The sequence below is a fragment of the candidate division WOR-3 bacterium genome, from assembly GCA_039801365.1.
In the GTDB taxonomy this organism is placed as follows: domain Bacteria; phylum Hydrothermota; class Tepidihabitantia; order Tepidihabitantales; family Tepidihabitantaceae; genus JBDRUN01.
In genome coordinates this window covers 1-26,668 of sequence record JBDRUN010000027.1, presented here as the reverse complement: position 1 = coordinate 26,668, position 26,668 = coordinate 1, and the positions used below count along the sequence as shown (strand labels likewise).

Here is a 26,668-nt window from a genome sequence, read left to right as displayed (position 1 = left end):
ATCGGGAGCGTAGGCGAGTTTCTTGAGTATGCTGGGCGGTGGCAGTACTATTACAACGTGCGACGGCCACACTTCGGGCACGACATGAAGGGCAACACGCCGCTGGCGCAGTTACGGGAGAATGGCGTCGTGCTACCGGACACGGTTGCCTGTTTTCCCATCTTCCTCTTGGACGAGTACGCGCCCCAATACGTAACCCATCTCCCTGGTAACGATGTCCTAGTCCACTACAGCTTCCTTATGACCTGAGCACCAAGAGGACTTGTGCCATGCTCATTGGCCAGGTGCAGAGCGCCGGCAAGGGGTCAGTGTATTCAGGAGTACGGCTCAGCCCTGTTGCGAAGAGTGTCTAGTCTGCTCCCGTTGGACTCAGTGCTCCTCTATGGCGGTAGTGGTAGTAGCGATACCGGTACCTGTGGTAGCCGTAGGCCGGCTTGGGCCTGAGTTCGTTTGCGACAACGCCGATAGTATGCGCGCCGGCCTGGTTCAGCACCTTTCCGGCTTCGGCTAGGGCGCGTCGGTCGGTCTGACCCATCCTTGCCACTAGGATTACCGCATCTAGTCTCGATGCGAGGATCGCAGCGTCCGCTGATACAAGTACCGGTGGTGAGTCGAAGACAACGCATTCGTAGGTGCCGGCCAATCGCTCAAGCACTCTTGCGAACAACGTCGAGTTCAGAAAGTCAACCGGCGAAGGCGGCAGGGTACCGCTACAGAGTAGGCTCAGGCCTTCGACTGGCCCAGGTCTTATGGCCTGATCCAGCGGCACGCCGAGCAGTGTTGCGTCCGTGAGGCCCGGCTTCTTGCGTATTTCAAAAAGTGCGTGTAGTCTCGGACGACGTAGGTCAGCATCTATGAGCAGTGTCTTTTTCCCAGACTGGGCCATTACAAGTGCAAGGTTCGCGGCCACAGTCGTCTTGCCTTCTCCAGCCCCGGCTGAGGTAACTAGCATGGTCCGAGTCGGCCGGCCGGCAGTGGCAAACTGGATGTTTGTGCGTAACACCCGGAATGATTCGGCCGCAGCGACAGACGACGACGAACCGTCGCCGTCTGTCGCTGCTTTTACCTGGGTCGGAGGCATGACTTGGGCGACGAAGCGCGGGATGTTAGCCAGTAGCACCCCACCCTGCCGTTCCAGGTCTTCAGGAACCCGCACCTTATTATCCAGTCGGTCAACTGTCAGGACCACTGCAAACGAGACGCACAACCCCACGAGTAGCGCTACGATCGTACTGTTGCGCAGGTTCGGCTTGGTCTTGATACCGTCCTGCGGCGGGTCCACTACTCCGATTGCACAGATTCGACCTGCTTCCTGAATCCGCGCTTCCTCGCGACGCTGGGCAAGGAGTGAGTAAACCTGCCGATTTACTTCGACATCACGGGTCAGCCGGGCAAGTAAGCGTTCCTGGACCGGCACATGGGCAAGTTCCTCATTACACATTCTGACCTGTTCGGCGAGCGCCGCCTCTGTGGCCTGTGCCTCGGCCAATTGCGGCTCCAGGTCGAATATCCGTTCGAAGGCACGCGGAATCTGTGCTGGGTCCACGGCTGCAGGACGGTCCGCAAGTTGCCCGAGTTCGGCCCGCAGTCGCTCATCGGCTGCCCTCAGCCGCCTGTCAAGTTGTTCGACGCGCGGGCTGGTCGTGGCATAGCCCGCAAGAACAAGGCTCGCACGCTCGGTTCGGAGCGCGGCCAGCTCCTCGGCCAGAGCACTTACCGGCCCTTCGGTGCCGTACTCGGCAAGTCCAGACTTTAGATATGCTAGTCGCTGTTCGAGGCCAGCTCGAAGCGCGCTGGCCTGCTGGTAACGTACTAGCACCTGGGCTTGTCGTTCGACCAAGGCTCTCGTTTCCTGGGTGATATCAACCACACTCTGGCAACGCTTGAATTCTTCAAGACTAGTCTCGGCCGAATCAAGGCGCGCTGCCACCGCCGCTAGTTGCAGCTCGACGAAATTTCGAACCGCACTTATGTCCGCGCGGCTACGGGTCAGGCTGTACTCTTGATAGGTAGTTACATATGCTTCAGCCAGTTCCCGGGCCAGTTCTGAACTTGGCGCCCGCACAGAGAGTCTAATGACATCAGCGTCGCGGACTGGCCGCACCTGAATCAGTCGCTGGACACGTACCGGGTCGAGGAGTCCGGTCCGGTTCATCAGGTTGCGCGCCGACTCCGGCAGTGCTTTGAGGACCAGCGCCGCCAGGGTATTACTGCGAAGCATCTCGATGTGATTGGCCAGATTCGGTCCACGTGCCGACCAGCTAGCACCATCTCGGCTGCCGAACAGATTCACCTTGCCGGCACTGCCATCCTCTTGACTCGCAAGCAGCGACGCGGTTGCCTGGTACTCGGGCCGCTGGAGCATCGCGGCCAAGAATACCACTGCGGTAACCCCGACCGACACAAACATCATCAGTCGGCTTCTGCGTACCATAACGTCCCAGTAATACGTGTACAAGGCCGGTGCTTCGCTGCCGGTGTTAGCCCGGAGTCCGGGCGCTGATGTCTCTGCTTTTGTCCTTTCTTCACTGGTACTAGACGCGCTCAACTTGGTCTCCTTTCTCGGAAAGCCCAAGAGCCAATTCTCGTGCTGGTCTGCGCCCGACTCGCTACTCCCAGGGCCCGCTTCAGTATCCCAGTCACCGCCTGCACATCTTCTTTCGTCATTCGTCCCCAGAAGGGCAAGGCAACAGTGCGGTCACCGGCCGCTTCAGCAACCGGAAAGTCTCCTCGTCGGTATCCAAACTTCGCCTGGTAGAAGGGCTGTAGGTGTATCGGCCGGAAGTAGTCACCGCACTCGACACCGGCGCGCCGCAAGCTTAAGAGCAGGTGGTCACGGTCCCGCCTCGTGTAGCGGTTGCTCAGCCGCACAACATAAACGAACCAGCTTGTCACCATGCCCGGGGTCTCACGCGGCAGTTTAACCTGATCTAGGTCGGCCAGCATCCTGCTGTACCAGCGCGCCACCCGCTGGCGTCTCGCGAGAATCGTGTCCAGGCGCCGGAATTGTGCCAACCCGAGCGCGGCGGCAAGCTCGTTCATCCGATAGTTGTAACCGAGGCGTACATGTTCCAGCCAACACCCTGCAACTGATGACCAGGAAGAACAGTGGCCAGGTGTCCTGGAGGTCAAGTTGCGGAGCTCTGAGCCTGGTCCCTTGGGTCCTCGACGCCTAGACCCGCTGTACAACACTACGCCACCAGCGCGTCCCTGGTTCGCCATGCTTCGGCAGAGCTCAGCAATCCTCGTGTTGTTTGTGACGATCATTCCACCTTCGCCGGTCGTAATCTGCTTATTCGGATAGAACGCAAATGCAGCTGCGTCCCCGAAACTACCGCAGCGCCGAATCTGGCCTGCTGAACCGATACCTGCCCCCAACGCCTCGCAGGAATCTTCAATCAGCCTTAGTCCGTGCCGGTGCGCAATTGCACGGAGCGCCGGCCAGTCAGCCGGCCTTCCGAACACATCCACAGCAAGGATGGCCTTTGTCCGCCGCGTGACGTGCGTCTCCACTTGGTTCGGGTCAATGTTGAGGGTTTCAGCATCAACGTCCACAAAGACCGGGCGCACACCTTCGTACACAAGGCAATTGGCCGAGGCTACGAAGCTGAATGGCGTGGTTATGACCTCATCGCCCGGACCAAGACCCATGGCGCGCACTAGGAGGTGCAGTCCTGCGGTCCCAGAGCTAACAGCCACCCCGTGTCTTACGCCGACATATCTTGCTAGCGCCATTTCGAATTCGGCCGCAACTGGGCCTAGTGCCAGCCGACCCGAACGCAGGACTTTCAGGACTGCAGCCCGTTCCTGGCGACCGATGTCAACTCCGGATAAAGGAAAACTCACTGTTACCCCTTTCAGAAACAGGACCCCACTGGTAACCAGCAGAACTTGAACAAGCCAGCAAACTAGCACGGTCGTCCGTACCGGGACCCCGGCCTGGTGGACGACGTCATAAAGGTGGTCCCTGGCTCCAGCCATGACCTGCCGGCCACGTGTCAGGCGTCTGATAATGACCCACGCGGTGTCAAGTACTGGAAGCCCGATGAGAAGCACTGCACCGGGTAAAGCGATCAGGCCTCGGCCACGGCACGCGCCAAGCACAAGCACTGCGAGCATTGCGCCGACAAGATGGCTGCCGCTGTCACCGAGAAAGATCCTGGCAGGATACCAATTCAGTACCAGGAACCCAACCAGCGCTCCGACTAGGCCGATGGCCAGGAATGGAGACCTGTCGTTATCTCGAGCAGCGACCAGAACAATCCCCAGGCTGGAAATTATCGCCTCGCCAGCGGCTAGACCGTCCATGCCGTCCTCTAGATTCAGGGCGTTCATTGCTCCGAGTACGAATACAACAGCCACTGCAAGGGTAAGCAGGGGGTGCCGCAACGCCGCGGTGAACGTTACAAGAAAACCGGCGACCAGTGCAACAGCAACCTGAACCACAAGCTTTGTCAGAGGAACCGTCCTGCTCTTCCACCGGAAGTCATCCCAGAGCCCAGCTGCCAGTGAAATGAGTCCAACTGCAATCCAGGCTGCGCGAATAGGCAATCTGCACCCGACCGGCTGCGCGGCCGCAGCCAGCACAAGCCCGGCCAGCACTCCGACGCCGCCGACAAAGGGCACCGGCCGGCCGTGGATTTTCAGTCGGTTGTCCGGCCAGTCGCACCAGCCGCGCCTTTGTGCTAGTCTGGCCAGAAGCAAATTGACTCCAAGCGAACCGGCGAATGCAGAGCCGAGGGTCAGAAGTATCGCACCGCTATCCAACATACCTCCAACCAGTTAGGAGCTTCTGAGCCCAGGTTCCGACTCGCCGGCTGGGAGCTATGGGTTCTACGCAGCCAGTTGGCCGGCTCAAGAACCAGACGGTCAGAAGAGCCCAGAATGAACCGAATCCATAGCTAAGGTGAAGCGCAGGGAATACCGCAAGCAATGGCAACATAAGATTGCGCCCGTGTTTCACTCCCGCCCGGACTGCAAACAAGAGATCTGCCCCGATGTAGCAGCCGCTAAGCGCCGCAAGACCAGCGGCTGCCGGCGTCCAGACACACGCGGCAACTGCGCTGAGCAACAGCGTGCCCACAAACAGCAGTGGCACGAGGTGTCGAAGTGAGAACGGCAGATGCGCAATCCGCACGGCCCTGATGATCCAGTAACCGTTCTGGAAGCTGTTTACGACAACGTCCCGCAGTCTGGCCCGGGCCCGATAGAACGTCGTAATCTCAGGGTCGAGTACGATCCTTCCGCCGGCCCGACGCAGCCTCAAGTTGAACTCAATGTCCTGATTGCGTACGAGCCCGGTATTGAACCAACCAATGCGGTCGAATACGGTCCGCCGGTACCCAGGACAGCTGGCAGTGTCGGCCTCCTGCGGCCGGCTTACGCCGACCCGCATCATCGAATTGCCAACCCCAAACTTCGAAGACAGTGCTGCGGCTATCGCGCACGCCATCCTCGATTGTCCGCCAGGAACGGTCACGGCTACACTACCAACCGCATCGGCCCCGGTCTCCTGCAGCCGCGCAACCACCCCTGAGACGTAGTTTGGTGAATACTCGGAATGCGCGCCCAGAGTAACGATGACCTCACCCCGGGCCGCGGCGATACCGGCGTTGAGCCCGGCTGCCGCCGTCCGCTGCGGGTTGGCAATCACCCGAAAGGACAGCGATCCAGTGTCCGACGCCGGGAATCCGGCCCAGCCTTGGGAAAGTACCGGCTTGCCTGCACTTCTTGAGCGGCAGCAAACTGTTGCACTACCGATTCCCGACCGGATTCCCAGCGCAGAGCGCGGGGCAAGCTGCTCAACGATGCGTCGCGTACTATCGGTGCTCATGCCGTCCACGAACAGAAACTCCATCCGGTCGTGGGGGTAGTCCTGTCTGAGTACAGACCAGATGACCTGCCTGATTGTTTTCTCCTCGTTCCGACCCGGCATTACCAGGCTAACCAGCGGCAGGCGATATGGCTCGCTCAGCTCTGCCTCCAATCACGATACCTACCGCTACATACCTCGGCAAAGAAACGGATCCCGTACCGACGCAATAGGTCACGCAGTTTCTCAGTCAACTGATCTGCGGGCCCGGTTACGGTCCGGGCACGGAAATCAAACCGCGTATCATCTCCCTGGTTCGATCGAACGACTAGCCATTCGCCGTCGGCCTCAACCTCGGCCAGGCCGGGTAGCTTCAGACTCGTGCCCAGGATCTCGAACCTTGAGCTGCAGAGCATATCGGCCAGCACCGGGCCGCTGGCTTCGAGAAACCGTCCAAGAAATGTCCTGCGTTCGTCCGTAGTGAGCGGACGCGGAAAAACACCTTCGCTTATCACCCGGCACGGCACGCCGGCGGCTAAACTTCCGGCTGGTATATCCCTCGTGACCACTGAGCCGACGCCGATGACCGCAGCCCGGCCGATCTTCACCCCCGGGGTTATGACCGCTCCTGGAATCCAACAATTGTCTTCAATCTCAACCGGTGCGAAGCTGACCGGGTATCCGTTTAGCGGAGACTGATACGCACCATGGGTAAAGATTGCACTGCCAGTTCCAATGCCCACCTCGTTCCCGATGGTCACCTTGCGAGCAGTGTTTACGAACACCCGCATGCCAAGATGACACCAGTAACCCATTACTAGCTCTGACTGAATCTCGAAGCATGAGCCGCCGCCGATTCTTACCTGCGGCCCGGTCCATAGTTCACGGCCGATGCTGATTTTCCGACCCTCAACTACATTCTCCACGCCGAGCTGACATAATTTGTCCAAGGTAAGCTCATCATTGACCCGGATGGCCGTTCCGGGTCCGATTCGGCACCCACATCCAAATCGCAGCCGGCCGCCTTCGATGATCACGGCCCGTCCAATTGTACATCCGGCGTTCAACTCTAGCTCATTGCACTCAATCCTGACTCCGGTCGCAAACCGAAAACTGTCCCGGTTCTCAACTCCAACACGACACCCCTGACCGACCTTCACTTTTCGACAACGAATCTTCACGTCCGGCCCGAACTCTACATCTGGGCTGATATCTCTTTCATCTGCCCGAATGTCAGGCTGTCCGCCAGAATTCTGGCTGCGTGGACCTATTGAACCCATTTGCTTCATCTCCAGCTCCACCTTATTACTTCAAACGCCTCAGCGTATTCCACCCCAGCCTGAACGCCCCTTACACGGGCCAGGCCGCGGATGAACTCCGGCTGGGTGTAGGTCCGGAATCGCTGCGACACGTAGCAGGCAAGACTTCTGAGCTTACGTTCAAGGTGCTCCTCATTGAGTCTGACAAAACAGGCATGTCGGAAAGTAATTGTGTTCATGGGCAGTTCGTAGCCCAGCACGGTCTCGTGCTTGAATGCCCGCAGTCCCTCCTGGTAAACAACCTGATGGTCCTGGTGGATGTCGGAACTTGCCGGCACCAGAACTAGGTCCGGCCGGATAGTCTGACGTAACTTGACCAGTTCTTCAAGGATATCCTGTCTTCGTTCGGGAAGGTGTCTCACCCGGAACGAGTGCAGCCGATAGTTCCTTTCCGGCACACCAAGAACTGCCATCGCAGTCCTGCACTCGTCACGCAACACGTCTTTAGAAAAGCCCGCCGGGACCGATTCTTCGCAGGGCGAGAAGGCACAGTAGAATACATCCCTGCCTTCTGCTAGAAACCGTGCCATGCTGCCAGAACACCCGAATTCATCATCGGTGTGCGCACCCAGGAACAACACTCGGTCAAACACGACGTACCCCCAGCACGGACTGCCCCTGGGCTGCACTCTGCCCGGAACGCAGAATTCGGTCGTACAGCTCAAGCATGCGCCGGGCGTCTTGTTGCCAGTTGTATGTCTCGGCAACAGCCTGACGACCGTGCTCGCCCATTTCACGCGCCATTTCTCTGTCCTGCGCCAGCCACCGGACCGCGGCGGCAATCTCGTCCGGATTTTCGGGGTCAACGCAGAACCCGCAGCGATTTCTGGCGACTACCTCCCGAAATCTTGGGAAGTCCGAGACAACTACCGGAAGCCCGGCGGCCATAAACTCGAACAGCTTCACTGGCAGACTCGCCTGGTAGCGCGGCAACGGCAGAAGACAGACCAGCCCGGCATCACTCGCGCGATACCAATCCCAGACCTGCTCGTGTGGAACCCGGCCGACTAAACGCACCCGCCGAAAGCCCGCAAGACTCCTGATAAAGTTCTCGTACGCCGCCGTAACGAATCGGCCACCAAGAATCAGCTCGAACCGGTCGTCAAGCCGCTCCAGCGCCCGCACCATGCTGGCGATACCGCGCTCTGGCGTGAGCGTCTCTGACAGATGTATTAGCCGGAACCTGTTTCCGTTACCCATGACCGGCTGTCTGGGGAGACTTGCCGAAAACACCGGATAGTTGCGGACAACTGTGACCCAGGCGCTGCGCGCCCGGAGTCCGGGGCGAGTCGGCCAAAACTTTCCGGCGATGGTTTCAGTGGCACAGACGATTCCGTCCAGCCGGCTGGCAATCGCCTTCTCGACCAGATTCACAAGGCTGCTTGCGGCCCGGCGCACCGGCACAGGCAGGTAGTGCTTGGTAAGCATCTGTTCCGGGTAGTCTTCGTGCACATCGTAGATGACCTTCTTGCCCACTGCCTTGAGCACGAGCCCGATGGGGAGAAGCTCTGGATCGTGCAGATGAAAAACCTGGGCCCGCTGCCGCAGCGCCGCAAACAGGGCAACGGTCCCGCCAGCCACGAGACGCAGGAATCGCATCCTGGGTATCGGCAGATAGATGGTCTTAGGAGCTTCGGCCACCCGCTGCGACCGTTCTGGCATCCCGGCCCGGAATCTTCCTGCCGGCTCGTTCGCTCGGTCCTGTAGCACACGTCCACCTTCGTCCGGCCTCATCCTGGTTCTCTTTCCGTTCTTGTGTCTTTCTTTTCCTGGCGCAAGAAGTACAACTTCATACCCGGCCGTGACAAGTGTTTTGGCCTGTTTATGAAATATTCTCGCGTCATCGGCTTCGTGTACTGTTGTCACGAGGCATGCTATCATGAGCCTTGAGTCGTTGACAGCCTGCTCAGTTTCTGGTTCCTTGGTTGCGATGCCGCCCCTTGCCGCTGACTGGTTTCTTGAGCTCCAATCTTTGGCAACACCCAGCACAGCCCGATTGTGGCGAAGAGCATCCGATTGTCGTTCAGGTCTCCCGAAAACATCGCGTTGACCAAGAAGTAAACCACGCTTGCCAGTACCGTCGCAGCCAAGGCAAGGTCGCGGCGCGACTGTGCCCGAACCAGTGCCTGAATCGGAAGCTGCACTCCGCTGACGACCAGGAAGACCAGTGCTGCTACTCCCAGAAGGCCGAGTTCACAGCCAACTTCGAGCATGATGTTGTGCGGGTAGTCGCCGCGAAGAGCATCCGAATAGCCGCGTGCGGCGTCGAACCCGCCGATGCCAACCCCAGTCACCGGATGCTGCCGGAACAGTTCCAACGCCTCTTCGGCACGTCTCACCCGACCGAGCACCGAACCCACCGATCTGCCTCGAGTGAACACATCGCTCATTCGGTGGTTCATGGTTTCCGCCGCTGCGGGTGCGACAAGAGAAACCACTATGACAGCCACGACCAGGACCACAAGCCCGGACATGGTCCGGCGCCAGCCACGCCCAATACTCACCGCCGCCAGGGCAGTAACTACGAGTGCAGCCGCAAATGCGACCAGGCTGCCGCGGCTGCCCGAGTAAAGAAGGCCCAGGCCCAACACTCCGGTGCCGGCAATGAGGAACAGTCTCACCGGCAATACTGCCCATGACTCAAGCAGAAAGAACAGCATACCGATGAGTGCGAACCCCACGACGCGGCCGGTGGCAATGTGGGTCGCGCCAAACGCCACCAGTCCCTCACCAGTAACAGTTCCAAGCAAGACCATCAGGACTCCAAGGCCGATGATGGTCACAAGGAACCGCCGGAACTGCCGCACTGACCGAACCACCGCAATCGGCGCAACCGTAGCCGTGCCAGTAAGAAATGCGAACCGTACCATTTTCTCTCGGGCATACGGATTGGCGTCGGAAAGAAGCAACGAAAACAGCATTACGCCGGCGAGCAATGCGAAGCCCACAAACAGCCGCTGCGGTGGGACAATTGTGCTGAATCCGCTTCGCAGTAGGCATAGCACAACGCCGACCCCTTGCAGCAAGACAAGCATCACGGTAGGGTCAATGCTAAACGGTAGAATTTCCATCAATGCCGACTTGAAAACGCCGGCGGTCAAAAGGAGCCCAAGGCATACTTCGGGCAGAAGAACCAATAGCCCGGCCAGACTCAACCCGAGGACCCACCAGGCGACCGCAACGCCCAGGCGCATTATGGCGAGTGCTAGCCCAACAAGACCAAGACATGCCGCTAGGCCGATTGCCAGCGGCGTCGGGTCCGGACTTGGCCGAACCCCGGAATCAAGTACAATGGTCCTCAGTCTACCCCCCGTGCCTTCGTTCAAACCTTGCCCAGAGATAGCTCATGGCCACGGCAAGTCCGCATGAACTGGCCAGTGCCAGTCCTGATACCCCCATTGGCCGCACCAAGAGTAGGTCGAGAGCGATACTTGCCGCTGCACCGGCAAACGCCGCGTAAGCCGGCGTCCTCACGTCTCTCCTTGCGCGGAAGGCCGCGCTAAGCACAGAGACGGCAGCAAATGGGAAGAGGCCGATGCCTAGGAAAGCCAGTGCCGCTGCTGTTCCGACAGCCGCCTGCCCGGTGAAAGCACCCCGCTCGTAGAGCAGTTTGACAACCGGCCGGGCCAGCACAAGGAGAGCTAGGCTGGTCGGAATCAGAATTGCCGCCAATCTGCTCAGTAGACGGTTAGTCTGCTCCCGCAGTTGACCGTGCTTGTCGGCTGCAGCCAGCTCTGCTGCCTTAGTGAAGAAGGTCGTAGAAATCGAAGCCGCAAGCAGGTAGCACGGAAACGCGAAGAGCCGGTCCGCGTATCCCAGCATGGCGATGCTCCCCTCTGGCAAGAACGAGGCGAACGCCCGGGCCGCAGCTATGGTCAAGGGCCGTACCGCACCGGCCGCAAGTACTGGCAGGGCAAGTTTGACGAACGCTCGAACTCCTGGGTCGGACAAGGTGCGTACCAACCTGTGTCCGGTCATCACCAGGGGCAGAATCGCAACCGCCAGACCAAGAATCTGACCGAGGCTCCAACCGGCAGCAAGTCCGAGAACGCCAGCACGCCGGGCCCAGAACACGAGGACAACGATAGCCACGGCGTTGATAACCGGGTCCACGAGCTTCGGCACCGCGAACTGCCGCCGCGCATTGTAGTAGGCGCCAAACGCACCAACCATGATCGTCACGAATCCAACCGGAACCAGTATTCGAGTGGTAGTAACCGCAAGCCCGAACGTCGGGCCGGAAAGTCTGGGTGCGAACAGCCGTACGCACAACGGTGCCAGCGCAAGCGTCAGTAAGGCAATTGAACCTGCGACGAGTGCACCGGTCGTCCAGAGGGATGCGAACAATTGCCGCTGGGCCTGCTCACCGGCTCGCGCATTCCGTTCAACCAGGAGAGGAAGTCCGGCAACGTCGAACAAACTGGAGACCATTCCCGCACCCAGGCTGTTCACGGTTTCGCCCACACGGTATGCATCCATGACGCCGGCGGCACCGAAGAAGTAGGCCATCAGCAGTTCTCGCACGAAGCCGAGTGCCTTGGCAAGAATTGTCATGACAGCGATGATCAGAGCCCCGCGGCGCACCGTGTACCGCTGCCAGATAAGCCCCCTGATTGTCAAAGACAGACAACTCATAGCAGTTGTTCGTCTCTCAGCAACTCCTGAATTGAAAGTATCCGAGCACCGTCATCCCGCGCCCGTTCCAATAGCCGGCGATAGAGCCCGCCCCAGCACCGGGGTGGCAAGAACGAGTCGTTGTGCCAGAGTACTGTCACGACTGCCCTGTGCTCACGAGCCTTGGTCAGGACCATCGTTATCCGGCGCCAGGCCTGTTCCGGTTCCAGATTCATGTGGTCCTCGCGCAGGAGCGTTACATCCTGAATGCAGAGTGGTACAATGATCAATCCGGTGGCATCGTCTCGGAACGGCTTGTACCGACCTTCCGGGAATCCAATTTCGTCGTTTGACCCGAGCGTAGCATCGTAGACGTAGCCGGCCTGGGCGAGGTTGCGGTACAGTACTGGCGAAGAGAAGAGCCAGTGCATCCTGACACCAATCGGATAGTCCGGTCCGACCAGCGCTGCAAGTTCGTCCCGTTCACGTGCCGCTGGTACCGGGCTGATGTGACAGTCAATCCCGTGGACACCAACCTCCCAACCTCCTGCCACTAGTGCTCGGACTAGTCGAGCATGTTCGGCAAGCCGGTACGAAGCCGCCCGATGTTTCACCGCCGGCGTGTCGGATGTGACATGTCCGGGCTCGTTTGCAAGCGGTATGAAAAAGAACGTCGAACGTGCACCATAGTCGTCCTCCAGTGTCGTCACTAGTTCGATACTGCGCTCTAGCGGATCCGGCACAAGTCTAAGAAGCACCAGCGGCAGCGACACGGCCACGACCAGCGACCAGAGATAATCCCATATGTCGAGGCGCCCTCTGAGCCAACGCAAGAGGTTTCCAAGCAGTAACGCCCTAAGTAGTGCTAGCTGCTCGCGGCCCAGCAAGGGCATGCTGCGGAGCGACAGGCGGTCAACATCATGGGTCAGGACCAGGGTGTATGGAAAGTGGACCATTCGGCCGGCGCTTTGCGCCGGAGATTCCTTCGAGAGCCGGCACTTCAGGCGACGGTTTCTTGACACTCGAGCGCTTCCTCCATCGCGGCGATCACCGTCTGGACCTCCTCGTGCGAAAGTAGCGGTTCTATCGGCAGCGACAGCACCTCGGCCGCCGCCCGCTCCGATTCAGCCAGGCTACTGCCAGCTCGTGACCGGCCGGCGAACACTCTCATCTTGTGCAGTGGCACAGGGTAGTACACCATGCTTGCTATTCCACGTTCCGCCAGTTTTTTCGCTACTCGGTCACGCCGCCGGTCTGCAGTATTTTGTGTCCTGTCTGCTGCTTCCGGTATTCTGATCGTGTACTGGTGGAACACGTGCTCACCGTTACGCGGTAGCGCCGGTGCCTTTACCCCTGCCTGGTTCTGGAGCGCAAGGTTATACCAGGCGGCAATTCTCCTCCGGCGGTCGTTGAAGGAATCAACGTAACGGAGCTTGGCCAGGAGTATCGCTCCCTGGAGCGTGTCTAGTCGGCTGTTATACCCGAGCTGGTCCACGTTGTACTTGTCCCGGCCACCATGCTTGCGCAGCATGTCACAGAGCCGGGCAAGGTCCGCATCGTTGGTTGTGACCATGCCGCCGTCGCCGAAGCCGCCCAGGTTTTTCGAAGGAAAGAAGCTGAATGCGGCGCAGTCACCAAACGAGCCACACTTACGGCCAGCCAAGTCGGCGCCAAACGACTGGGCACAATCTTCGACGATGAACAGACTTCTTGCGCGAGCAATGGCTATGATTTCGTCCATCGCACATGCCTGCCCGTACAAGTGCACCGGCAGGATGCCGACCGTACGTTCGTTCACCGCGCTCCGAATCTTCTCCGGGTCAATGTTGAAGCTCGTCGGCTCGATGTCCACAAATACCGGTGTCGCGCCAGCCCGCAGAATTGCGTCACCAGTCGCAGTGAACGTGAACGGCGTAGTGATGATTTCCTCCTGCCGGGTGAAGTATTCCCGGCCGGTGCGTTTCAGCGCCAGGGACCGCAAGGCTAGTACCAAAGCATCGGTACCGGACGCGCAGCTCACGGCGTACTTTGTGCCAACGTACTGTGCAATCGCCGCCTCCAGTTCCCTGACCTCCGGTCCCATTATCCAGGCCTGGTGTTCGAGTACCCGCTCGAGTGCACGGTCAATATCGACCTTCATGTACATATATTCCCGCTTGAGGTCAAGCATCGGAAAAGCAATTGTTGCCGACCGATGCCCGTCACGGAGCCGCGGGGGCGAAGCCTGATTGATCACTTGTTCACTAGCGCTTTGTACTCGTAGGCCGGGACTTTGCCTTTGAATCCCGGATTCTTGCCTGATCTGGTGCCAGTCAAACCTGTCCGGGTTGTCACGGATTCCAGCTGTCGGATGCCCGGCCCCCAACGCCTTTCTCGGCTTCACCTTGCCGTTTTCCATTTCGTACTGCTCGCCACACTTCTGGCAGCCGGTTTGCCCAGCTGCAAACCGGAGCCGTTCACCACACCGGCACACCCAGCCCTGCTGACGGGCCGGCACACCGATCATGAGCGCATAGTCCGGCACATCGCGGGTTACGACCGCGCCCGCTCCGATGAGACAGTACCGCCCGAGCGTATGGCCGCATACAACGGTTGCATTCGCGCCGATGGACGCTCCCTGCTTCACGAGGGTCGGTCTGAACTCCGACTTCTTCTCAAGGAAAGCACGCGGATTAATGACATTCGTGAATACGCAGGACGGCCCGCAGAAAACATCGTCCTCGAGTACCACTCCTTTGTATAGAGAAACGTTGTTCTGCACCTTGCAGTTGGCGCCAGTCACAACGCCTTCGGCCACGAACACGTTCTGGCCGAGAATGTTTCTCGGGCCAATGCGGGCCCGGGTTGAGACGTGGGTGTAGTGCCAAACCTTGCTGCCGGCTCCGATTTCCGCACCGTCATCTACCACTGCGGTCGGATGGATGAAACAGTCCCGTGCCTCGCTCCGGGTATCGGGAGCTTCAACCCCGCGGTCTCGTCCTCGGCCTGCCCCGGTTTCAGTCAAGACTTCGGGGTGCAAGATGCCCAATGTCGGCCACCGGGAGCCAGTGACTTCCGAAATCTCGGATGTTGTACCCTGAATTTCAGCTCTGCGTTCGACCCCGCAAGGTAAACAGAGGGTGGCTAGCGGGGAATCGCCTGCTGCCGGCTCACCGGCTTTGTTGCTCCGGGTCATGGCCGGGCTGGCATTGGTCAGCAACTGCGTTCTGGACTGGTTCGTCGGCACAGCAGCGGCGACGAGTTGACGGCTGGAGTGCACTGCTTGGGACAGGGCGTGGCGACAGCGTCCATTGGACCCGGCGGGCAGGGGGACCGGCTTGCCACCCTGTTTGAGTGACACCTCGGCCGTGGCGAGCACTTCGAGCACGGCGAGCCCTTCGTACCCATCGGTGCGGGGCGGAATTCTCGTCTCACAGCTCTCAAGAAAGTGTTCACATTCAACCAAGAGGGGCTCGGCATCGGACACCTCAATGACCCGTCGCTCACCCTTCATCGCTACCGGGACTTTGCCGGCCTGCCATTGCACCCTGTGCGGATAGCAGACCAGTTTGTCCTGGGGGCGTGAGTCTTCAAACACCGCCATCTGTTCGCTGCCAACCACGACCAACCGCTGTTCTTTGAATGGGTGTAACCACGAAACAAATGTGTGGGCTTTCACTCCGTTTGGAAACTCAATCGCGGTCAGGGTGACATCGAAAACGTTCCTCTGTAGAAACGCCTCGCCGTGCGATGACACAATTACCGGCCGCTCGGCGACGAGCGCAAGGATGACCGAAATATCGTGCGGTGCGAAGCTCCAGAGAATATTCTCCTCGGTCCGGAGCTTTCCCAGATTCAGCCGGTTGGAATACACGTACTCAACCCGGCCCAATTCGCCATCGGCAATCATCCTAACAAGTTTGCCGACCGCTGGATGGTAGCGCAGGATGTGGCCAACCATTAGAATTCGTCCGCGTTCCTCGGCAAGTTGGACAAGTTCCTGGCCCTGCTCGACCGACAGTGCCAGCGGTTTCTCGACCATTACGTCACGACCGGCCTCAAGCGCCTGCCGGCACATCTTGTAGTGAGCTGCAGCCGGCGTAGCAATGACTACAGCATCAACTGCGGTATCCTCCAGCAGCTGTTCGTAGCCTTCATATCTCCTAACGTCTGCGGCAAGGCCGAGTCTGTCGAGTCGGCCTTGGTCCGAGTCACAAACTGCGGCCAGTGCTCCGAGCTCGCTGAATACCCTGACCAGATTCTTTCCCCAGTATCCGGTTCCAACCAGCCCAACGTGCTGTCTCATGGTTCAATCCCTCCTATAGCTAGCAAGAAGCCTACACCCTCGGGTATGTGGACATCAGACAACGAAATGCTGCGCTCGGGACCTAAGCCCGGACGCAAGGCATCATACGGGTAGTCTGTAGTATTGTTGTTTGGCGCCCCCGGACGCCGATGCTGCACAGTGATTTCCTTTCTGGGCCGTTTCTCCTGCGACCCATCCTAGGGCTCTTGCCCTGCTTTACTCGTCCAAATTGTGCCGCATCGCGAATACCAGAGAATCAGACTTCGCCCCTTGCTCTCGCCTATAAAGTATAGCATGACAACACCGTCAGTCAATAGCTCGATTTTCGTCAGAATGGATTCAGGTCTGTTTGGGCTTGAAAAAGCAGGCTACCACAGGCATTCTTTAGGTCTTACCGAAAGGAGAAACCCGATGGTAGCCGCAATATCCAGAAGGACTCTACGCCGTGACCGCTAAGAGGTCCATCGTCTCTGCCAATGCCCCCAAGTATCGGGCCACAAGAAAGAAGGCCAAGCCCACGCTGCTAAACAGGCTGACACACCTCACACGTCTTGGCCGGAAGTATCTCAGTTTCATGCTCTGCAACGCCGGCAGGAACATGACTACCCCAACGAGCATTACTATCATCGCAGACCCCACCTGCTCACTCCTTTAGCGCCACGGCCGCAAGAAGCACTACGGCCCAGACATACTGCCTTATCTGCTCTTTTGCTGGCAACTTGCTCGCTACCCATCCTCCATCCATCTCGCTCACTTCATCCGCCTCAACCCCCAACGACTGTTCTGTCATCCCAAGCTCAAGAAAGCATCCGCCGAGGTCAAGGCTAAGCTCCAGACTATCAGCCCGTCTAGTGTGGACCGTCTGCTCCGGCCAGTCCGAGCCGAGCTTCTGGCCAAACGCCGCTACAGGTCCAACCCCTTCGCCCCCTGGCTCAAGAAGCACATTCCAGTAGAAACCCACTACGACAAGCCCCTAAAGCAGCTTGGGTATCTGGAGATAGATTTGCTAAGTCACGGAGGGTAGAGTCGTTGCGGTAAGTTTGCCTACACGCTGGTAGTCACCGAGATAACCACTGGCTGGACCGAATTGCGGGTGCTACGCAACAAGGCTCACATCTGGGTGATGTTGGCGATGAAGAGCATTCTGCGGGCAGCACCTTCCCCGGCTACTGCCATCCATTCGGACAATGGCAGCGAGTTTATCAACCAGGCGCTGGCGAAGTTTGCCGATGAGCACAAATTGCGCTTCACCCGGTCCGGGTGTACCGGAAGAACGACTTTCCCTATGTCGAGAGCAAGAACTGGAGCTTGGTACGCAGCTACGTTGGTTATCGTCGGTATGATACGTAGGTTGGCTAGTATTCTCTTTGCCTGTCCCGCCTCTATGACCCGCATACCCGTTCTCTTCAGGTCAGCTGGATGTTTAGCTAAGCTTCCCACGGTCCCCGGGCGTGCTGACCCTGTCCTGGTTTGAACCTGTGGTCATAGTATCTGTCTCAGCCGAACAGTAGTCATTCGCCTGCCAAAGCAGCCAGAAATAGCTACGAGCGTAATCCGGCTGAGTACTTACCAGGCTGTGCCCGGTGAGCATCGAAAGTGCTACCGGCTGGGAGTGACTGCACAACTCATTGATAGCCAGCATGATATGGCGCAGAGCCGGTAGCCCAGCCCGGGAGCGAGGACATAGGCAGGGGGTTACCCAGTGACCCGGGGAGTGACTCCCCATCTGAGTCGCGTTCTGAAACCGCTCTTGAGATGCGAGGTCAGGCTGGCTTTGACTTCAGGGTTGAGCTGAACGTTCAGGGGGCTTCTCAACTGGCCTGTGAGTAAGGACTTGAGATAATCTGTCTCTGGTTACATCACAGGATGTATGAGATGGCATTTGAGTCTTGGTCTGATGGGTAAGTTCAGAAGCCGGTTCAGAGGTTGTTTCAGTCAGGTTGTCAGGTCCGGGCTGAGTTTCGGGCTGAGCGAGGTTCTAACGCTTGAGCTCAGACCCCAGGTCTGCTCTGGGCTGGCATGGACAGCCCGGAGCTACGTAGAGCTCACCGGCACAACCGTCTGTTTTGGCCTTGTGCTTCTGCGCTAGCTCGCACACCATACATAACTCACTGATGTATTGTCCTAACGGACACACCGAAATGACGCGGGCCCGAGCTCGGGCCCGCGTCTAGTTGCAGAGAACCGCTATTCGGCTCGAATGAGCTTCTTCGTATCGCTGACTTGGTCAGTGACAAACCGGCAGTAGTAGATGCCAGCACCAAGACTGCGACCGTGATTATCCCGGCCGTCCCAGCTCGCCAGGTAGTACCCGGCTTGGTGTCGGCCGCTCGCCAAAGTCCTGACTCGCTCGCCCGCAATCGAGTACACCGCTATCTCAACTTGGCTTGAACGCGGCAGTCCGTAACGAATAACCGTCTGGCCGGTAAATGGATTGGGCCGGCCCTTGTCCATGAAGAATGCCTTGGGCAGTCCGATTTCTTCGGCCACTCCGACCACCGGCACTACCTCAACCGTATCCACCGCTATGTCATTGGCTGGATTCATGTCGCCGGAAAGCATCGTTGAGCAACTCACCGGGAATACGCCGATAGGCGTAGCAACCCAGTCGAGGAAGTCAACCGTGTCGGTCTGGCCAACCGCAAGGCTCACAGTCTGGGTATCAGTGTATGACGTGCCGATTCTCATCACCGCGTCGAATGTCTCGGCCGAATTGCCAAGGTTGACAATTACCACCTGCGGGGTGACCACAGTTCCCGAGTCAACTTCACCGACTGGCGCAAGAATCTGGCTCACACCAACGTCGTGCCGCGGCGGCGCGGCAACCGTAATCATTCCGGTTGCGGCCAGCGCATACGGCTGCGGTCCCTGGGGGACGTTCTTTGCCTTAACCTTGATTGTCCAGATTCCAACTTCAGGCAGGTTCCTGCGCGTGCACTCTTCAACGTTCAAGGTGTCGTAGACCCCGCCGGTTGCAGACTGTCCGCCTGAGTACACGTTGCCCTTATACTCTGTCCCGGTTGGCGAAATCACGGTCAGGTCCAGATTGTTGACAAGAATCAATGCCGCCCGCATCGTGCCCGGATAGTCGGTCCAGACAAGTGCCACGCGGAACGGATTCGAATCGTTGACAACCTCGATTGAGTACAGGGCCGAATCGCCGGTATTGAGCCCAATGGTATCATCCATAACCCAAAGCTTGCTTCGATCACCGGCAAAATACAGCGAAGAGTCAAGGTCAACCCTGCCCCAGCCGACATTGTTATCCGGCACGGTATAGCCCGAAATGTCGTTATCTGCGCCGACGATGCCGACTGCCTTGTTCAGCGCTGCCGAGATGCCCATTTTCGTGCCGGTCTGAGTGTCGCCAGTCGGATAGAACCCCATCTGGAAGTAATTTCGGATAAGGGCCATCGCAGCGGTCATGTTCGGTGTCGCCATCGAAGTTCCGGTGAGTGCTGCATACCCGGATGGGTTGGAGTAGCTGGCCGAATACAGGTTCTCAGCCGGACTGACCAGTTGCGGCTTGCGACGGCCATCAAGCGTCGGGCCGCGCGAACTCGACGAGTAGATGTTCCGGCACGAAGTCCCATTCTGGGTACCCCCGGTCGAGATGATGTTTTTTGCAATCACCGGGTGTCCCATCTGGTTCGTGCCGTAGTTGCCCATTGAATTGCAGTGCAGGAACTTGCGGTGGGCCCAGGTGAACTGGTCTGCGGTCATGTCGGTGAAAATGTAGGTATTGAAAGTATCCTTGCGCGAAAGCGACATCGAGTGATTGAGCGCCCGGGCTGAGTCGTATCGTACGTCCAGACCAGAATCCGGCCCCCGGAACCAGACGTTCATGTCCCAGTTCGTCGGCAGCGAGTTGTAGTTTTGGAAGAACACCCGTGCGCCCTTGGCCAGTCCGTCATGCCAAGAAGAACCACCTACCGGGTCGTCGCTGCCGCACAAGGTCCCGGTCGTATGGGTGCCATGCTGGTCCGAACCCTGGGTACCACGATAGGCCACGACCTTACGATGATTCGGTCCGGGCGTGTTGTTCACCGGATCGCGGAACTGGTCGTGGGCAATATTCATCGGCGTATCGGTGATGCCGACAAGCATCCCTGTTCCATTCACACCCTTGCGCCAGATCGTACGGGTTGTATCGGATGCCGAGTATCCGTGCTGATCAACCCACTGCATATTCTGATTGTCCGGCGTTATCTCGCCGTACGGCTCAATCCAGTACACTCCCTGAATCCGTGCGATGGCCGGAATCTGACTTCCGTCAACCGTCAGTTTCACCGACTTGTTCACGGCATTGAACTCGGTCAGGAAATCAGTTGCGCCGAGCGCGGCCAGTTTTCGCAGCAACTCGAATTCGTCCTCATAATAGTGGAACACGACAATGAGCGTCTGCGGACCGGTAACTTTCTCGAAACCCGGGAATATCTTGTAAGCCGGCTGGTCAAGTCCCATCCAGCGCACCTCGGGCAGCGCACTGACCGCTGCAGCCCGCTCTACCGGCACCCGTGCGACAAACGTATAGTTCGGTACGTACCACAGAAACTTCACACCCAAGCGTTCGACCGCGGCCTTCCATTCAGGCCGGACCGGACCTGGGAACTGAATCATGTAGTACGCGTATTCGCCCTCAGGCTCGGTGGCCGTGAGCTCCGGGGGCAACTGCGGCAGTTTCTTGAGCGGGTCGAAAGAATAACCATGCAGCAGGCTTATCGTCATCGGCCCGGTCACTTCTTCAGGCAGGCTCAACTTCGGTACGGCCAGGCAGATACCGGCCATGAGCATGAGCACCGCCAGTATACGGTTATGTTTCATCGGTCGCTCCTTTAGTTAGTAACTCTTCCGCCTCGACACCATTATAGCACTGCTTTCAGGGCCAATGCAAGCACAATTTGTGTAACGCCCATGGTACTGGCCCGAGGGTGAAATCGGACCACCGAACTACCCGCCTCTAGGCCGGGGGGGGGGGGCTTATGGTGAAATCAACCCTGTGATTTCACGTGGCCGAATCGGCACCGGTCAGGAAAACGCTATCGGATGAGTAGTCACGTTTGACTGCGGCGACATGATGTTGTCCGACGTACAGCCGGCCGATGCGATATTACCCGTTCCGGTCGGTGCGGATCTGCCGCTTCGTATTCTCACTCCGCCTCACTAGTCTTTGTAGGTCAGAACCGGCCCAAGCGGTTCAACTCAGTGCTAGGCACGCAGCCGGTCGAAGTAGTCAACCCGGCCAATTCCGAACGGAAAGTTGGCGACCAGTTTCATCTCGCGATTGGGTGCAACCTCGATGAGCGACACCGAATCAACCACCCCAAGTATTCTACCGATACGCGCAACCACAGCCAGTGCTTCGCTGCGACGCAGCGGGTCCGGTACCCTGCCGATGACCAGTCGTGGCTCATACTCCGCGCCAGCCATAGCCTCAGCCGTACCCGGGCCGACCAGATTGCGCCGGAGCACAATCAACTCCTCCCTGCCGCCTTCCAGCGGGAGCAAAAGCCGGTCGTCTGCCTCAATGCAGGCACGAAAGCTCACCGCAAATGGGTGAAACCCGCGGCGGGCAAGGCTGATGTAATCGCTCACGTTCTCCATCTCACCCAAAGTTGCCGGCGTGAAGGGTTCAACCATAGGAATGTATGGGCTTATCTGATAGTACCACGGGTCATACTCCTCGCGAATCCGCTGAATCTCCTCCTCGCTGTCCAGCTTGGGGAGCACAACCACGCCATACTGTAACGCACTCACTGCAAGAATTTTAGCACCGATTCCGATTCTTGACAACCCCGTACCAACCCAGACGCAACCAACCGTATGTATAGTCCACGTCCAAAGAAAACCCAGACAACATTACCACCTAACATATTGATCTACAAGCTATTATACACCACACACTAGGGACAAGCCCCCAATGTGTAACTCACTATTTTGTAAGGTATTACAACAACAGCTATGTCCAGGCGGCAGCAGAAGGGTTGTTGGTTCATAACCTGATGAACATCAATAACATAGGAGCGACCAAACAACACGACATGCCATGTATTTTGTCAACTCGCGCTAACCAGCTGGTGTTCAATAACTAATCACTGCAAACCAAATTCTTGACACCAGTATTGGGCGGGCTAATCTGCAAATGCCAGTGGGACTCACCCGGCCTGGCGTTACCACCAGAGCTGAGATAAGAGTGGTTCAGCCGAACTGGTTCCCGGCTGATCCGCCGTGAACTCATGTCACGGTCATTGGGGAGCCATCAGTCCTTTGTTGCTGCCCCGGCTCATGCCGGGGCTCTTTCTTGTGCTCCGCATTCTCAGTTCAGTGGTGTAGCGCGCGCTGGCACTAATCCAATGCCAAAGTTCTGTCAGGCTAGGACGCAGCTTCTCCGTATTTGACCGCAGCCTTCAGCCTGGTAAAGTGTCTAAACTCATATGACCAAGCACCAAATATCGCCATCTGTTCTTGTCCTGCTGCTGTCTTCATTTCTTGCGCTCGCGCAGCCCGGACCAATACCTCCTGGCCCACCTGGTGCTGGCCAAGGGATTATTTCTGGCCAGGTGTACGACCAAGACTTATCCGTGCCCATCGAGTATGCCAATGTTGTCCTTTACCGGCAGCGAGATTCGTCCCAGGTGACTGGTACAGTCACGGACGCCCAGGGAAGGTACCGTCTGACCGGGGTCCCGGCCGGCCGGTTCTACATTGACGTGTCGTTCATCGGGTACGAGCCCCGTCGGATTGAGAACATTCAACTTGCGACCGCGGCCCAAATTGACCTGGGCCGCATCCAGCTCAGACAGACGGTACTTGCGGTCAAAGGCGTTGAGGCGACCGCGGAAAGACCGGCTCTGTCCTACCAGATTGACAAGAAGGTGATTGACGTAAGCCGACTCGCTACCGCGGCGTCCGGCACCGCGGTTGACGTGCTGGAGAATGCACCCTCGGTCAAGGTAGATGCTGAGGGCAATGTCACCCTACGCGGCAGCCAGAACTTCACCGTACTTATTGACAACCGTCCCTCGCCCCTCGATGGCAGCGAGGCCCTGCAGCAGATTCCGGCCGCGACCATTGACCGAATCGAAATCATCACCAACCCTTCGGCAAGATATGACCCAGAAGGCGTTTCGGGCATAATCAACGTCATCCTCAAGAAACAGCGCCAAAGCGGGCTTTCCGGCATGGCGTCGGCCGACGGCGGCTGGCCGGTTCGTACCGGCACCAGTCTGCTCCTGAGTCTTCGGACTGACCGACTTAACCTATTTGGTGGCGGCAATTTCAACCTCGGTCGCTTTCCTGGCACGCGGTTGACTGACGTCCGCACCTGGTCGGATTCGGCGCCTGATACCATCCGCAGCTTTTCTGACGGCAGTGGTATCCGGCAGCACCGCTTCTGGGGTCTGCGTGCCGGCGGCGAATACCGCTGGACTGGCAAGGTTCGTACCAGTCTCAACCTGAACTACGGCAGCCGCGGTTTTGGCAGTGGTCAGGACGCGTCTTACCGGCGCTGGGCCGCACCTGGTGCGAACGACACCCTAGTCCAGCTAAGCCGGGACACATCGCACCACGGCGGCGACTTCATTGCTGCGAACCTGGATCACATACACGGACTCGCTGGCCCAGAAGGCCACCAGCTCGCCATCGCCGTGAGTTATCGTCGAATGTATGGCAACGAACGCTCCACAAGTATTCTGCTGGACAGCCTTGCCGACACAATCATCAGCGGCCGACAAGACCGTCAGTCAGGCCCGCGTCAGCCCGTTGACCTGAAGCTCGACTACACCCTACCATTGCGTAAAGAGGACAAGCTCGAGGCCGGCTCAGCCACAGCCCTGCACAATGCGCTGTCCAGACAAGAAGTATGGGAGTATTCGCCCGTCTCGGATAGTTTTGAGTTCCGGCCTGAATACGGATACTTGGTCAACTACGCCGAGCTGCGCCAGGCGTTTTATGCTCAATACGCTGGAAAGTTCGGCCGGCTCGGTCTGCAACCTGCACTCAGGGTTGAGTATGCGGACCGGGTTGTGGATGCCGGTGATTCGGGCCGATTCGCGTTCCGACGCTGGGATGTTTTCCCTACTCTGCATGCCTCCTATGAACTGCCAGCCGGGCACCAGGTAATGGCCTCTTATACTCGGCGTATCCAGCGACAGCGCGGTTGGGAACTATGGCCGTTCACTACCCGAATGGACGCTTACAACCTGCGCCGGGGCAATCCAGACCTAAGACCGGAAGTTACCGACGCTTTCGAGGCCGGGTGGCAACGATCCTTCGGCGAAAGCCGGGTCTCGCTTGAAGGCTACTACCGCGTAACCAACGACAAGGTTGAGCGCATCCGGACGGTATATGCGCCAGGTGTCATCCTCCATACCGCAGCCAATGTTGGCAAAGACTACTCGTTCGGTGCCGAGGCGACGTCCACCCTCGTACTGGCAAGGTGGCTGAATCTCGACTTGACCGGAGATGTCTTCAACTATCGGGTGAAAGGAACTGTCGCAGGCGCAGATTTCGATACCTCGCGGTTTCGCTGGGAGGGCCGTGCGTCAACCGAAATTCGGCTACCGACCCAGACCCGGATTACTCTCAGTGCAAGATACGAGAGCCCGGAGATTTCGGCTCAGGAAGCCGAGCCGGGTCGGCTATGGACCGATGCGGCAATCAGACAAGCATTCCTCAACCGACAACTGGTGCTCACCCTGAGCGCGCGCGACCTGCTTGGCACGGCTGCTTGGGAGTCAGAGTCGCGGGGACAGGGTTTCTACAACTACTTCAAGTTCAGACGACAGTCGCCCTCGGTCAGCCTGAACTTGGTCTGGAACTTCAATAACTACCGGCCTGAGCGGCGCCAGCCGGTTGAAACCGGCACAGACGAACTTGGTACCGGCAGCCAGGGGGAGTTCGGCGAATAGGGTGTGAACCGGAGCGCCGGCGGATTGCGTGACACGCGGGGCTCATCACGAAGCGAAGCCGGGGGCAGAAGCCCCCGGCTTCACCTACTAGGATGTCTCTAGCGCATCTTAACCATACGGGCCTCGACAGTGCCCGTCGTGTTGCGCAGGAAGTAGACGCCAGGCCCCAAGTCAGCTCCGATACCAGCTCCAGTATATCTGCCGACTCGGTTGCCAGCTAGGTCGAACGCCACAAAACATTCGTTCTCTCGCCCCGGCACCTGTGTCATACCCACGAATGGATTAGGATGGAGCGCAAGAGCAGGACGTCCGTGACCGGGCGAATCTTGTAACCAACTTCCGCTGGGGTCACGTCGGTAATAGACCTCGAGGTCGGTAAGGTGTCGCGCGTCGGTCCAGACCGCATGCACCGCTGTTCCAGCCGCGGCAACAGAAACAAACGCTTGGTCTTCCTCATTGGTCGTCAGTTGGTAGTCCTCGTTGTACCACGTATTGCCGCCGTCGGTGGAGCGCTGGTAGTAGATGTCACCGTTGCCGTTGCGGCTGTCGTGGAAGGCGACGTGGACATTCTGGCCCACAACCGCAAGCGACGGAATCGTCATAAAGAACTCGCCGGCCGAGACAATCGTTTCTTCATTCCAGTTCCGACCGCCGTCGTCTGACCGCCTGTGGTAGATGCGGGTATTGTTGCGCGAATCCTGCCAGACGGCGTGAACCTGGCTTCCCCAGGCGGACACCATCGGGAAGAGCTGAGTGCTGTTCGCGTCAGACAGCCGCTTCACCGGGTCCCAGGTATTGCCGCGGTCAAACGAACTCACGTGGTACACGGCCGGATACGTGCTGCTCTCATCAAAGCCGTTCCAGACGATGTGCACCATCGTGTCCCAGACCGCCACCGACGCTGTCCAGGAGCCGTTGTCGCGGGGGTCCATCCTCATCGCCGGGGTCCAACTGCCGCCGGCGTTGTCGGAGCGAGCGTAGTACACGAGTTCCGGCCCGCCGTCCCGGCTGTCCTGCCAGACCACGTGAATAGTCTGACCCCAGACCGCCACGCACGGATTGGCCGAGCTGGCCTCGTCCACTGTGAGGCGACTGTCCTGACCCCAACTCGCGCCGCCGTCGTGCGAGACCTTGTAGTAGATTTCCGGATTCGTGTCCCGGTAGTCCTCCCAGACGACCACAACCAGGTTGCCGTCGCAGGCGATGGCGGCGTGCTGAGAAACCTCCTCGTCGCTCGTGAGCGGTTGCTCGGCCAGCCACGTGGCGCCACCATCAACGGAACGAATCGCATAGATGTCATCGTTGCCGGCACGGTCGTCCTTCCAGACCACGTTGACCACATCGCCGGCAGCGCAGATCGAGCGCGAGCCACTGCCCAGCGTTGAGACGTTGCTGGGATTATCGGTCAGTCGAACCTCAGGCAGCCAGTCGGCCAGTGCGAATGTTGCGCATGCGGCCGTGAGCAGGACAACGGCCGCACGCCTCTCGAACCGAGCACGGGTATAAACCATCTGAGCAACTCCTTTGGTTATGTTATCTATCTGCGGCGCCCTCTTAGAATGATGGCTCGCGGACGGTGTGCATTGTATGAAATCCGGCGACTGCGTCAAGTTGTCGCGTTGCCTCACCAAAAATGTACTCGAAGCTACCCCGTTGCCTCACGTAAGAAAAGTACTCGAAACAGGAGGCATAATCTGACCAGCCCTTACCATGAAAGGAGTTGGTCAGA

The 26,668-nt window shown here is 58.6% G+C and carries 19 protein-coding genes; 4 read left to right on the top strand and 15 right to left on the bottom strand.

Features of this window, described 5'->3' with window-relative positions:
• The coding region (locus tag ABIL25_05180; protein ID MEO0081672.1) for a hypothetical protein at window positions 1-249 on the top strand (249 nt) is incomplete at its 5' end.
• A gap of 100 nt (window positions 250-349) precedes the next feature.
• Here ABIL25_05180 and ABIL25_05175 read toward each other — a convergent pair.
• From ABIL25_05175 to ABIL25_05130, 10 genes are read right to left on the bottom strand one after another with little or no spacing between them, the layout of a single operon-like run.
• Complete coding sequence (locus ABIL25_05175; GenBank protein MEO0081671.1) at window positions 350-2,548, bottom strand: polysaccharide biosynthesis tyrosine autokinase; 2,199 nt, start codon at window positions 2,546-2,548, stop codon at window positions 350-352.
• Window positions 2,545-4,767, bottom strand: a complete 2,223-nt coding sequence (locus ABIL25_05170; GenBank protein ID MEO0081670.1) for an aminotransferase class I/II-fold pyridoxal phosphate-dependent enzyme — start codon at window positions 4,765-4,767, stop codon at window positions 2,545-2,547. Before ABIL25_05170 ends, ABIL25_05175 begins: the two co-directional genes overlap by 4 nt.
• Window positions 4,760-5,986: a glycosyltransferase family 2 protein gene (locus ABIL25_05165; protein ID MEO0081669.1), complete on the bottom strand. Its 1,227-nt coding sequence runs from the start codon at window positions 5,984-5,986 to the stop codon at window positions 4,760-4,762. The genes ABIL25_05170 and ABIL25_05165 overlap by 8 nt, the downstream gene beginning before the upstream one ends.
• Entirely contained in the window at window positions 5,971-7,092 is a 1,122-nt protein-coding gene (locus ABIL25_05160) for a hypothetical protein (protein MEO0081668.1), read from the bottom strand. Before ABIL25_05160 ends, ABIL25_05165 begins: the two co-directional genes overlap by 16 nt.
• 5 nt (window positions 7,093-7,097) lie before the next feature.
• On the bottom strand, window positions 7,098-7,760 hold the full coding sequence (locus tag ABIL25_05155; protein MEO0081667.1) for a PIG-L deacetylase family protein: 663 nt from the start codon (window positions 7,758-7,760) through the stop codon (window positions 7,098-7,100).
• On the bottom strand, window positions 7,717-9,012 hold the full coding sequence (locus tag ABIL25_05150; GenBank protein MEO0081666.1) for a glycosyltransferase family 4 protein: 1,296 nt from the start codon (window positions 9,010-9,012) through the stop codon (window positions 7,717-7,719). The genes ABIL25_05155 and ABIL25_05150 overlap by 44 nt, the downstream gene beginning before the upstream one ends.
• Window positions 9,009-10,457, bottom strand: a complete 1,449-nt coding sequence (locus ABIL25_05145; GenBank protein ID MEO0081665.1) for an O-antigen ligase family protein — start codon at window positions 10,455-10,457, stop codon at window positions 9,009-9,011. Before ABIL25_05145 ends, ABIL25_05150 begins: the two co-directional genes overlap by 4 nt.
• On the bottom strand, window positions 10,435-11,715 hold the full coding sequence (murJ, locus tag ABIL25_05140; GenBank protein ID MEO0081664.1) for a murein biosynthesis integral membrane protein MurJ: 1,281 nt from the start codon (window positions 11,713-11,715) through the stop codon (window positions 10,435-10,437). Before murJ ends, ABIL25_05145 begins: the two co-directional genes overlap by 23 nt.
• A 47-nt stretch (window positions 11,716-11,762) precedes the next feature.
• Window positions 11,763-12,767 (bottom strand): hypothetical protein, encoded by a 1,005-nt coding sequence (locus ABIL25_05135; protein MEO0081663.1) that lies wholly within the window; start codon window positions 12,765-12,767, stop codon window positions 11,763-11,765.
• Window positions 12,746-16,030, bottom strand: a complete 3,285-nt coding sequence (locus ABIL25_05130; GenBank protein ID MEO0081662.1) for a DegT/DnrJ/EryC1/StrS family aminotransferase — start codon at window positions 16,028-16,030, stop codon at window positions 12,746-12,748. Before ABIL25_05130 ends, ABIL25_05135 begins: the two co-directional genes overlap by 22 nt.
• 445 nt (window positions 16,031-16,475) lie before the next feature.
• On the opposite strand from ABIL25_05130, the gene ABIL25_05125 reads away from it, so the two are divergent.
• A complete protein-coding gene (locus tag ABIL25_05125) occupies window positions 16,476-16,685 on the top strand; it encodes a hypothetical protein (protein MEO0081661.1) in 210 nt (69 codons plus the stop codon).
• Here ABIL25_05125 and ABIL25_05120 read toward each other — a convergent pair.
• Both ABIL25_05120 and ABIL25_05115 read right to left on the bottom strand, forming a co-directional pair.
• Window positions 16,674-16,991, bottom strand: coding sequence for a hypothetical protein (locus ABIL25_05120; protein MEO0081660.1), 318 nt, complete (start codon window positions 16,989-16,991; stop codon window positions 16,674-16,676). The two genes, ABIL25_05125 and ABIL25_05120, sit on opposite strands and share 12 nt — an antisense overlap.
• 149 nt (window positions 16,992-17,140) lie before the next feature.
• Window positions 17,141-17,425, bottom strand: a complete 285-nt coding sequence (locus ABIL25_05115) for a hypothetical protein (GenBank protein ID MEO0081659.1) — start codon at window positions 17,423-17,425, stop codon at window positions 17,141-17,143.
• Window positions 17,426-17,900: 475 nt separating this feature from the next.
• On the opposite strand from ABIL25_05115, the gene ABIL25_05110 reads away from it, so the two are divergent.
• Entirely contained in the window at window positions 17,901-18,119 is a 219-nt protein-coding gene (locus ABIL25_05110) for a hypothetical protein (protein MEO0081658.1), read from the top strand.
• 98 nt (window positions 18,120-18,217) lie between these two features.
• Here the strand turns inward: ABIL25_05110 and ABIL25_05105 are convergent, their stop codons facing one another.
• Both ABIL25_05105 and ABIL25_05100 read right to left on the bottom strand, forming a co-directional pair.
• Window positions 18,218-20,854, bottom strand: a complete 2,637-nt coding sequence (locus ABIL25_05105; GenBank protein MEO0081657.1) for a S8 family serine peptidase — start codon at window positions 20,852-20,854, stop codon at window positions 18,218-18,220.
• A gap of 384 nt (window positions 20,855-21,238) precedes the next feature.
• On the bottom strand, window positions 21,239-21,787 hold the full coding sequence (locus ABIL25_05100; GenBank protein MEO0081656.1) for a hypothetical protein: 549 nt from the start codon (window positions 21,785-21,787) through the stop codon (window positions 21,239-21,241).
• Window positions 21,788-22,464: 677 nt separating this feature from the next.
• Between ABIL25_05100 and ABIL25_05095 the strand changes: the two genes are divergently transcribed.
• Window positions 22,465-24,939 carry a TonB-dependent receptor gene (locus tag ABIL25_05095; GenBank protein ID MEO0081655.1) on the top strand — a complete coding sequence of 825 codons (2,475 nt, stop codon included), beginning with the start codon at window positions 22,465-22,467 and terminating at the stop codon, window positions 24,937-24,939.
• A gap of 98 nt (window positions 24,940-25,037) precedes the next feature.
• Here the strand turns inward: ABIL25_05095 and ABIL25_05090 are convergent, their stop codons facing one another.
• On the bottom strand, window positions 25,038-26,450 hold the full coding sequence (locus ABIL25_05090; GenBank protein MEO0081654.1) for a sialidase family protein: 1,413 nt from the start codon (window positions 26,448-26,450) through the stop codon (window positions 25,038-25,040).
• Window positions 26,451-26,668: the final 218 nt, after the last annotated feature.